Source organism: Corallococcus sp. AB018, assembly GCF_003986945.1.
GTDB classification, from domain to species: Bacteria; Myxococcota; Myxococcia; order Myxococcales; family Myxococcaceae; genus Corallococcus; species Corallococcus exiguus.
This window is the reverse complement of the sequence record NZ_RAWR01000312.1, coordinates 1-8,815: the sequence shown is the minus strand read 5'-3', so window position 1 is coordinate 8,815 and position 8,815 is coordinate 1. Positions and strand designations below refer to the sequence as shown.

Annotated in this window: 6 protein-coding genes; 2 read left to right on the top strand and 4 right to left on the bottom strand. The window is 72.1% G+C overall.

Annotated features, from left to right (window positions below; all coding sequences use genetic code 11):
- Positions 1–7: 7 nt before the first annotated feature.
- The gene (locus D7Y11_RS39625; protein WP_233607550.1) at positions 8–1,594 is read left to right on the top strand and encodes a Sapep family Mn(2+)-dependent dipeptidase; all 1,587 of its coding nucleotides are present in this window, start codon (positions 8–10) and stop codon (positions 1,592–1,594) included.
- A gap of 7 nt (positions 1,595–1,601) precedes the next feature.
- Here the strand turns inward: D7Y11_RS39625 and D7Y11_RS39620 are convergent, their stop codons facing one another.
- The gene (locus D7Y11_RS39620; protein ID WP_233605287.1) at positions 1,602–3,632 is read right to left on the bottom strand and encodes an ATP-binding protein; all 2,031 of its coding nucleotides are present in this window, start codon (positions 3,630–3,632) and stop codon (positions 1,602–1,604) included.
- Positions 3,633–3,899: 267 nt separating this feature from the next.
- Here D7Y11_RS39620 and D7Y11_RS39615 point away from each other — a divergent pair, with 267 nt between their 5' ends.
- Entirely contained in the window at positions 3,900–4,862 is a 963-nt protein-coding gene (locus tag D7Y11_RS39615; RefSeq protein ID WP_120581094.1) for an ornithine cyclodeaminase family protein, read from the top strand.
- Positions 4,863–4,890: 28 nt separating this feature from the next.
- On the opposite strand, the gene D7Y11_RS39610 is transcribed toward D7Y11_RS39615, so the two are convergent.
- From D7Y11_RS39610 to D7Y11_RS39600, 3 genes are all read right to left on the bottom strand, one after another.
- Positions 4,891–6,078: a tetratricopeptide repeat protein gene (locus D7Y11_RS39610; RefSeq protein WP_126936282.1), complete on the bottom strand. Its 1,188-nt coding sequence runs from the start codon at positions 6,076–6,078 to the stop codon at positions 4,891–4,893.
- Between the two features lie 123 nt (positions 6,079–6,201).
- Positions 6,202–7,140, bottom strand: coding sequence for a hypothetical protein (locus tag D7Y11_RS39605; protein WP_120581092.1), 939 nt, complete (start codon positions 7,138–7,140; stop codon positions 6,202–6,204).
- Between the two features lie 117 nt (positions 7,141–7,257).
- Positions 7,258–8,815: FAD-binding oxidoreductase (locus D7Y11_RS39600; protein WP_233607549.1), on the bottom strand; the 1,558-nt coding region annotated here is incomplete at its 5' end.

Sequence of the window (8,815 nt, the reverse complement as noted above, 5' to 3'; positions counted from 1 at the left end):
GGACCCGCTGCACGGCCAGGCCGCTGCCTCCGTGCACGGTGAGGCCTTCGCCGCCGCCCGCGCCGCCCGCTTCTCCGACGCCGCCCTGAAGGGCGCCTCCGCCGCGGAGCGTTACGCCGCCTACGTCCAGGCCTGTGCACTGGATGACGTGGTGGCCCTCACCCAGACGCTCGTCCGCTTCAAGACCGTGAGCAGCGAAGCCCCCGCCGCGAAGAACCCGGAGGTGGCCGCCATGGGCCGCGCCCTGGAGGCGTGGGCGAAGCAGCACGGCTTCGGCTTCCGCACCGTGGGCGACAACGACGTCTTCGAGCTGTCCTGGGGTGAAGGCGAGCCGCTGCTGGGGCTCGTGTTCCATGGCGACGTCGTCCCCGCGCCCGCCCATGAGTGGAAGCGCGCCCCCTTCAAGCCGGTGGTGGAGAAGGGCCGCCTGTACGGCCGCGGCGTGGAGGACGACAAGGGCCCCATCGCCTCCGGGCTCGTCGCGCTGGCCATGGCCAGGGACCTGGGCCTCAAGCCCCAGGGCAAGGTGCTGATCATCATCGGCAACGGCGAGGAGAGCGACTGGTCCGGCATGAAGAACTACGCGGACACGCAGCCCAAGCCCACGCACGTCATCTCCGTGGACTCCGGCTACCCGGTGATGGCCGCGCAGTCCGGCTTCGTCGCGTGGACGCTGGAGGCGCCCGTGGGCGCGGCCCTCGCCACGCCGAAGGAGGGCACCGTCGCGCGCGCCGTGGACGTGAGCGCGGGCGAGTTCCTCACCCAGGTGCCCGGCACCGCCACGCTGAAGCTCACGCCCGTGAAGGGCCAGACGCCGGAGACGGTGCTCGCCGCCGTGAAGGCCGCCATCGCCCAGGAGTCCCCCTCCCGCAAGGACCTGAAGGCCGACGCGAAGCGCGAGGGCAACACCGTGGTGCTCACCGCCCACGGCGTGGCGGTGCACTCGTCCACCGCGGACGAGGGCCACAACGCGCTCTGGGACCTGTCCGCCGTGGCCTCGCGTCTGTCACTGGAGGACAACGGCATCGCGGCGCTGCTGCGCGTGGTGTCGAAGCGCTTCGACGGCGACCACCACGGCGAGAAGCTGGGGCTGAAGTACCAGGACGCGCTGATGGGCCCGCTGCTCGTGGCGCCCACCGTGCTGCGCGTGAAGGACGGCACCGTGTCCCTGGGCGTCAACATGCGCCGGCCGCAGGGCCAGGACGCGGCGGCCTTCAACGCGTCGCTGGACGCCGCCGCGAAGCGCGTGGGCGAGGACTCCGGTGGCCAGGTGAAGGAGGGCTCCGGCCGCTACCTGGGCGACCCGCACGTGGCGGACACGTCCGGCCCGCTGGTGAAGACGCTGATGGACATCTACCAGCGGCAGCGCAAGGCGCCGGACGCGGTGCCCGGCTCCATCCGCGGCGGCACCTACGCGCGGCTGTTCCCTCGCGCCGTGGACTTCGGGCCCGCGTTCCCCAACGAGCCCTACACCGGCCACGCCCCGGATGAATCCATCGCGCTGGAGACGCTGGACCTGAGCACGCGCATGCTCGCGGAGGCCGTGCACACGCTCGCCATCGCGCCCGCGTCCGAGGTGAAGGCCGCGCCGTGATGCCAGCTCACGGCTCCAGGTAGCCCGGGGGCAGGGGGACGCGGGGCCAGCGCACGGTGAAGGTCGTGCCCTGGCCCAGCGAGGTCTCCACGCGGACGGTGCCCTGGTGCACGTGGATGATCTCACTCACGATGTAGAGCCCGAGCCCCAGGCTGCGCTGCTTGCCGCCCTGCTCCGGCGTGCTGGACGGCTTGAATGGGTCGAACAGGTGCGGCAGCAGCTCCGGGGGGATGGGCTCGCCCTCGTTGCGCACCCGCATCACCACGTCCGTGGCCTCACCCGTGAGCGTGGTGATGACGGGCGAGTCGTTCTTCGCGTGTTGCAGCGCGTTCACCACCAGGTTGCCCAGCACCTGCGTCACGCGGTCCGGGTCCCAGTCCCCCCACAGGTCGTCCCCGTGCACCTCCAGCAGGAGGGGCCGCTCCGGGTAGACGACTTGCAGCTCCTCCAGCATCCCCTGGCACAGCTCCTCCATGTTCACGTGCTGACGTGCCACCGGGATGCCCCCGCCCAGGCGGCTGCGCGCGAAGTCGAGGATGTCGTTGATCATCCGCGTCATCCGCGCCGTGGCCTTGCGGATGCGATCCACGGAGCGGCGCGAGGGCGTGTCCAGCTCCGGAAGCTTGCCCAGCATGAAGGCCGACGCGTTCACCGCGTGCAGGGGGTTGCGCAGGTCGTGGCCCAGGACGGCGATGAGCTCCTCGCGGAAGTCGATGGACTGCTGGAGCGCGTCCTCCGCGCGCTTGAGGTCGGTGATGTCCACCACCGTGCTGCCCACGCCGAGCAGCGCGCCGTCCGGGGTGCGCACCGGGAAGTAGTCCGCGCGCCAGACGCCCGCGCGGCCCCGCACCGGATCCGGTCCTTCGAGGAGCACGTCCTGCACGGGCCGCCCGGTCTCCAGCACCTGCCGCAGCGCCCGCTCGATGGGGGCCACGGCGCCGATGCGGACCATCTCATGCAGCGTGCGGCCCCGGTGGTCCTCCACGGGCTTGTTGTTGAGCCGCGCCAGCGTGCCGTTGATGCGCAGGTAGCGCAGGTCCTGGTCCAGGAACGCGATGCCCACGGGCGCCGCGTCCAGCAGCGAGTCCAGCAGCGCCAGCGACCGCTCGGCCTCCTGGCGTGCCTCGTGTTCACGCGCGTGCAGCTCCGTCTGGGCGATGTGCGCGGACGCCCGCTCCGCGACGGCGTGGAAGAGCAGTACGTCCGCGTCGGAGAAGGCGAAGGCCGTGCGCGAGCCCATGTACGCCATGCCCAGCAGCCGCTCGCCGTCCATGAGCGGCAGGCCATACAACGCGCGCAGCCCCGCGCGGCGCAGTGGCCCCAAGAGGACGCGCGGGTCGGTGGCGGCCGAGCGGACGAAGAAGGGCCGCCGCTCCAACGCCGCCAGCCCGCTCACGCCCTGGCCCACCGGCACGCGCAGGCCCTTCACCTCGTCCGTGCCCAGGCCCACCGCGGCGCGCACCACCAGCGCGTCGTCCTCCCGCAGCATCACCGCCGCGGTGTTCACGGTGAGCGCGGACTCCATCAGCCGGGTGAGCAGGCGCTCCAGGAGCGTCTCCATGTCCGGGTCGTCCAGCGTCGCCTCGGACATGCGGTCCAGCGTCTGGAGGATGCGCTGCTTCATGTCCCAGAAGAACGTCATCGTCCGGGTGACCACCCGGTCGAGCGTCTCCTCCAGCCGCGTGAGGTCGCCGGGCCGCAGCCGCTGCTCCAGCGTCTCCAGCCGGTGGAGGATGCAGCGGCGCAGCAGCGCGTACTCCTGCGCCACCTCGCCCAGGTTGAAGCCCGCGTCGATCCGGGCCGCGGCGTGCGCCGCCTCCATGCGTTCGTCCAGCGCCTCCGGCCCCAGCTCCATCGCATCCGCCAGCGCGGTGAGCAGCTCCGGCATGTGGTCGATGAGCCAGGGAGGGCGGGCGGCGTCCTTGCCGCCCAGGTCCCGCATCACCGCCTGCTGCCATTCCGTCAGCAGCGTGTCGTGGTTCGCGCGCAGGAACTCCGCCGCGGAGGGGCGAGGCCCGCTGCGCGCATGCTCGTCCACGGAGTGTGAATCCGGCTCCTGCATCGCCCGTCTCCCCGGGCCCCTCGCCCGGTCGCGCCGCCCCTCGCGAAAAGTCTGCGCATGGTGCCCCCGGCGTGCTTCGCCCCCGCGTCGGATGGAGACGCGCCACGAGCCCTCGGCCGCGGGTTCCGGGCCGGGCCTCGGACGCACCGCCCGGCGCGCCGTTCACCTTCGTGCGCTCGGCCAGCCCTGGGGACGTTCGCGCCCCAGGGCATGCGCATGCTCGGGTAGGGTGGCCGTCAAAGCATGCCCACCCTCCTGCTCAACCGCTCCGCCGTGGCCCGCAACATCCAGGCGCTCCTGCTCCTGGACGACCTGCGCGAGGCCTTCCGCACTGACGTCCTGGCCCGCACGGTGGCCCCGCAGCGCGTGCGCGCGCCGCTGCACTCGTTGGGCACCGCGCTGGTGCTCTTCCCCGGCTGCGTGCCCGGCATCCCCGCGTACACGGTGAAGGTGCACGCGAAGTTCCCCGCGCAGAAGCCCGCCATCCAGGGCGTGGTGCACCTGCACGACCTGGTGACGGGAGGGCTGCTCGCGGTGATGGACTCCGGCCACCTCACCGCCGTGCGCACCGGCGTGGTGGGCGCGCTGGCCGCGGACGTGCTGGCCCGGCCGGACGCCACGCGCGTGGCGGTGATTGGCGCCGGCCGCCAGGGCGTGCTCCAGCTCAAGCAGCTGCGGCTGGTGCGCACGCTCAGCCAGGTGCGCGTCTACGACACCAACATCGCGCACGCGAACGCCTACGCGCAGCGCATGTACCAGGAGCTGAACCTGCCCGTGCGCGTGGAGACGTCCGTGGCGGAGGCCGTCGCGGACGCGGACATCGTGGTGACGGCGACGTGGAGCCACCAGCCCTTCCTGCACGCGGGCATGGTGCAGCCGGGCACGCACATCACCGCGCTGGGCGCGGACGAGCCGGGCAAGGCGGAGCTGTCCCAGGACCTGCTCGAGCAATCGCTGTTCGTCTGCGACCACCGCGGCTTGAGCGTCTCCACTGGCGCGGCGGGCGCGGTGGGGCTCACGGAGGCCGCCATCCACGCGGAGCTGGGCGAGGTCCTCGCGGGCCTCAAGCCCGGGCGCACGTCCCAGGAACAGGTGACGGTGTTCGCCGGGGTGGGCCTGCCCTTCCAGGACCTGGCCACCGCCTGGCACGTGTACCAGTCGGCGACCGGCGACGAGGACGTGCCCACGCTCGACTTCAACGAGTAGCGCGGGCCGTCCGTCCGTCCGGCCTGCTTCAGGCCTTGGACAGCGTCTGCGAGAGGCGCACGGCCTCCTCGTGCAGGTCGGTGTCCTCCGCCAGCGGCATGGCGAGCACCTTCTGCACCAGCTCCTTCGCCTTCTGCTCCTGGCCCAGGCGCGCCTGCGCGAGCGCCAGGTTGAGCAGCGGCTCCGGGCGGTCCGGGGCGCGGCGCACGGCCTCCTCCAGCACCGTCACCGCGCGCGGCAGGTGCGCGTTCGCCGGCTCCGAGGGGACGCGCAGCAGCAGCTGGCCCAGGTTGTTCGCCGCGCGCCAGCCGTCCGGCGCCAGGCCCATGCCCTGCTCGTACGCGGCGATGGCCTTGTCGTACGCGGGCGGCTCCTGCGACTCGAAGCAGGTGGCCTCCGCCATCTTCAGCGACTCGCTGGCGACGCCCAGCGACGCCATGGTCTGGCACAGGTGCCGGGCCTGTTCGATTTGACCGCGCGCCAGCATCAGCTGCGCCAGGTTCGCCTGGGCGTCCGCGTCCTTCGGGCGCTGGGCCGCGAGCGCGGAGGCCGCCTGGTAGGACGTGCGCAGGTCGCGCAGCGCCATGGACAGCACCGTCACGGACGCGAGCATGCGCGGCTGGTTGGGCACCGCCTTGAGGCCCTGCTCCAGCACCTTGCGCGCGTCCACCAGCTTCTCCTGGGCGGACAGCGCGTGCGACAGGCTCAGGTACGCGGGCACGAAGCGCGGCGCCAGCGTGAGGACCTCGCGCAGCGTGGCGAGGCCGGCGTCCGTCTGGCCCGCCTCCAGCTGCACCTGACCCAGCCGGTAGCGGAACACCGGGTTCTGGGGCGCCGCCTTCGCGGCCTGGGACAGGGCCTCCAGCGCCTGGGGCGCCTTGTCCTGTTTGATCAGCATCATGCCCTTGCCGAACCAAGCCTCGGCGCGGTTGGGCTCCACCGCGAGCACGCCCTGGTAGGCCTTGAGGGCGGCGTCGAGCTGGCCCTTCTGGGCGGCGATGTTCGCGCGCACCAGGCCGGTCTCCGCCGTGGCGCCCTGGGCCTCCGCCTTGGCGAGCAGTCCTTCCGCCTGGGGCACCTTGTTCTCCACCAGCGCCAGCTTGGCCATCACCACCAGCGCGTCGCGGTGGTTGGGGTTCTTCGCGAGGAGCTTCTCGGCCTCGGCCTTGGCCTGGGCCACCTGACCCTGCGCGAGAAGGGTTTCCAGAGAGTTCATGATGGAAAGTGTCCCCCAGGGGGCGGGGGCTGTCGAGCAACGGGGAAAAAGGAAGGGCCTCGCCCGGATGGACGAGGCCCTGGGAAGAGCTTCAGGTGGGAGGCGGCCGGACGGGGCCCGCGACTACCACTTGCTCAGCGCGTCCTTGATGCCTTCACCGACGTTCTTGATGCCCTCGCCGACGTTCTTGATGCCCTCGCCGACGTTCTGCACCGCGTTGCCCACGCCCTCGACGGCGGCCTTGGCGGCGTCGCCGACCTTGCCCACGTCGACGGAGAAGCCGAACTCCACGCTGGCGCCGATGCCCAGCGCCGCGCCCACGTCGAAGTTGGCGGACAGCTTGCCGTCCTTCAGGCCGACGTTGGCCTCGAACTCCACGCCGATGCCGGCGAAGGCTTCCGCGCCGGCAGTGACGGTCGCGGGGCCAATCTCCTGGGTGACTTCCGCGCTGGCGCGGGCGCCGGCGAAGGCCTCACCGTGCACGGAGGCAGCGGCCTGGCCGTGCAGCGGGTCCAGCACCACCTGGCCCGTGGCGGTCGCCTCGGCGCCCACGTTGCCCTCCGCGCCCCACTCGGTGCGGCCCACGGCGCTGTCCACGTGGCCTTCCACGGAGCCGCGCACCAGGTCCGCCTTCACGTCGACGGAGCCCTCGGCGCCAATCTTGCCGTGCAGCGGGTCGATGGAGACGTTGCCCTGCGCGGACACGTCCGCCGTCAGCGCCTGGCCTTCCACGGTGTTGTGGAAGTTGCCGTTCACGTCACCGGAGGTGTGGGAGCCGGAAGCCGCGGTCCAGTTCTTGTTCCACTCACCGGAGGCGACGGTCTGGTCGAAGCGGCTGGTCTCCAGCTGCTTCTGGATGTCCGTCGTGGTGTTGGGGTTGGCCTGGTTGCTGGTGGTGACGCGGTTGCCCTGCACGCCACGGTTCAGGTCGATGGTCGCCTCGCCCTGGGCCCGGTTCTGCGTCTGGGCCTGCACCTCGCGGCGCACCTGCGTCCCGTTGGCCGGAGCGGGCGTCGTGGGGTTCCGGAACACGGGGCGGTAGCGGTTGGTCTCGATGGCCATGGAAGGGGGCTCCGGCGGGCGCGATGCGCGGTGGGAAATCTTGTGACTTGAGAGAGTATCGGGGGCGCACCCGAGAAAGTTTCCGCTCCTCTTTTTTCTTTCTGATCCGCCGCGCCCTCAGGGCTCGGATCTCCCGGGAGCCAGGATTCCCTCTGGGTCGAACGCCGCCTTCAGCCGCTTTCGCACCTCCGCGGAGTCGTCCCGCACGGGCGGTGCGGCGTCCTGCGCCTGGAGTCCGGCTCGGGTCAGGTGGTACCCCGCGTCCGCCAGTTCGCGAGAGAGGGCGCGGTAGCAGGCCTGGGCGCGGGCGTCCTCGCCGCGGACGTCCCGGTCATAGGCGAGCGCGGTGACCAGATAGACGCAGCGCGGGGAGTGGGCGAGGAGCGCGAGGTTGGGTTCGAACCCGAAGAGGCGGGGGACGCGATCGGCGATGTCCGTGGCGCGCTTCGCCTCCGGGCCGGTGAAGGGGACGGCGACGGAGCACCAGATGAAGCCGCAGCGGTCGCGATCCGGGTGCGGGTCCTCCGGCTTGGGCGTGCGCTTGCGCCAGTAGGCCATGGCGAGGTTGGTTTCGGTGGGGACGCCCTGGAGCGTGCCCTCGCCGAAGGGGGCCACCGGGCCGAAGGACAGGGGGCGGAAGGCGCCTTCCACGGCGCGTGCGAGCCGCTTCTCCAAGAGGGCGCCCATCTCCGCGTCCGGGGCGATGAGGGTGCCGCTGATGGCCCAGCGGCCAAAGCCCTCGCGGAGCTTCTCGCGGGCCCAGTCCGGTAGCGGCGCGCGGCCCACGGAGGGGTAGGGGAACTGCTGGGTGATGCTGTAGGCCTTGATGTCGTTCCAGAAGAAGAAGCTGCCCTTGAGCGTGCCATCCAGGGCCAGGGCCTGGAGCCGGTCCACCATGTCCCAGAGCTGGGCGTCGTCGTTCACGGCGCAGAAGAAGTCGCGCAGCCAGGGCTGCTTGCGCGCCAGCCAGAACGTCATCCGCGTCACCACGCCCAGTGACGACTGGCTGAAGAGGCCGTCCAGCACCGGGCCCAGGCCCCAGCGGAACACCGGGGCGGAGCGGGCGCCGGGGAAGCGCGCGTGGCCCGTCTCCACGCGCTCGCCCGTGGGGAGCACGGCCTCCAGCGCGCACACGTGCTGGAAGATGTCCGCGTTGGGACCGGCCCCGTCACCGCGCTCCAGCGCGTTGCCCACCATGCTCGCGTCCGGCGACCCGCCGATGGTGGTGATGAACGTGGAGGAGCCCTTGTCGCGCAGGTACTCGTAGGCCTGGCGGAACGTCACGCCGGGCTCCACGGTGAGGTACGCGAGCTGTTCGTCGTGCGCGAGGATGCGGTTCATCCGCCCCAGGTCCAGCAGCACGCTGCCGTCGCCGGGAGGCACGCGCGAGCCGTAGCCCCAGTTGCGGCCGGCGCTCACCGGGTACACCGGCACGCGGTGCTCGCTGGCGATGCGCAGGCACGCCTGCACCTGCGCCGTGTCCGCCGGCCGCACGATGGCGGGGATGCGCTGGGTGGTGGCGAAGGTGGCCGTTTCCGCGGCCTCCAGCGCTTCGGTGTCCAGGATGACGTGCGCTTCGCCCACGGCCTCCCGCCACGCGGCCAGGGCCGCTCGCAGGTCACCGGGGTGGGTGGGGGCCTTCGCTTCGGTCTCGCTCACGGGGCCGCAGTATGCC

Coding starts and splice junctions, on each gene's coding strand:
- D7Y11_RS39610 (WP_126936282.1), bottom strand. CDS start 6,078: ATGAACTCTCTGGAAACCCTTCTCGCGCAGGGTCAGGTGGCCCAGGCC.
- D7Y11_RS39615 (WP_120581094.1), top strand. CDS start 3,900: ATGCCCACCCTCCTGCTCAACCGCTCCGCCGTGGCCCGCAACATCCAG.
- D7Y11_RS39605 (WP_120581092.1), bottom strand. CDS start 7,140: ATGGCCATCGAGACCAACCGCTACCGCCCCGTGTTCCGGAACCCCACG.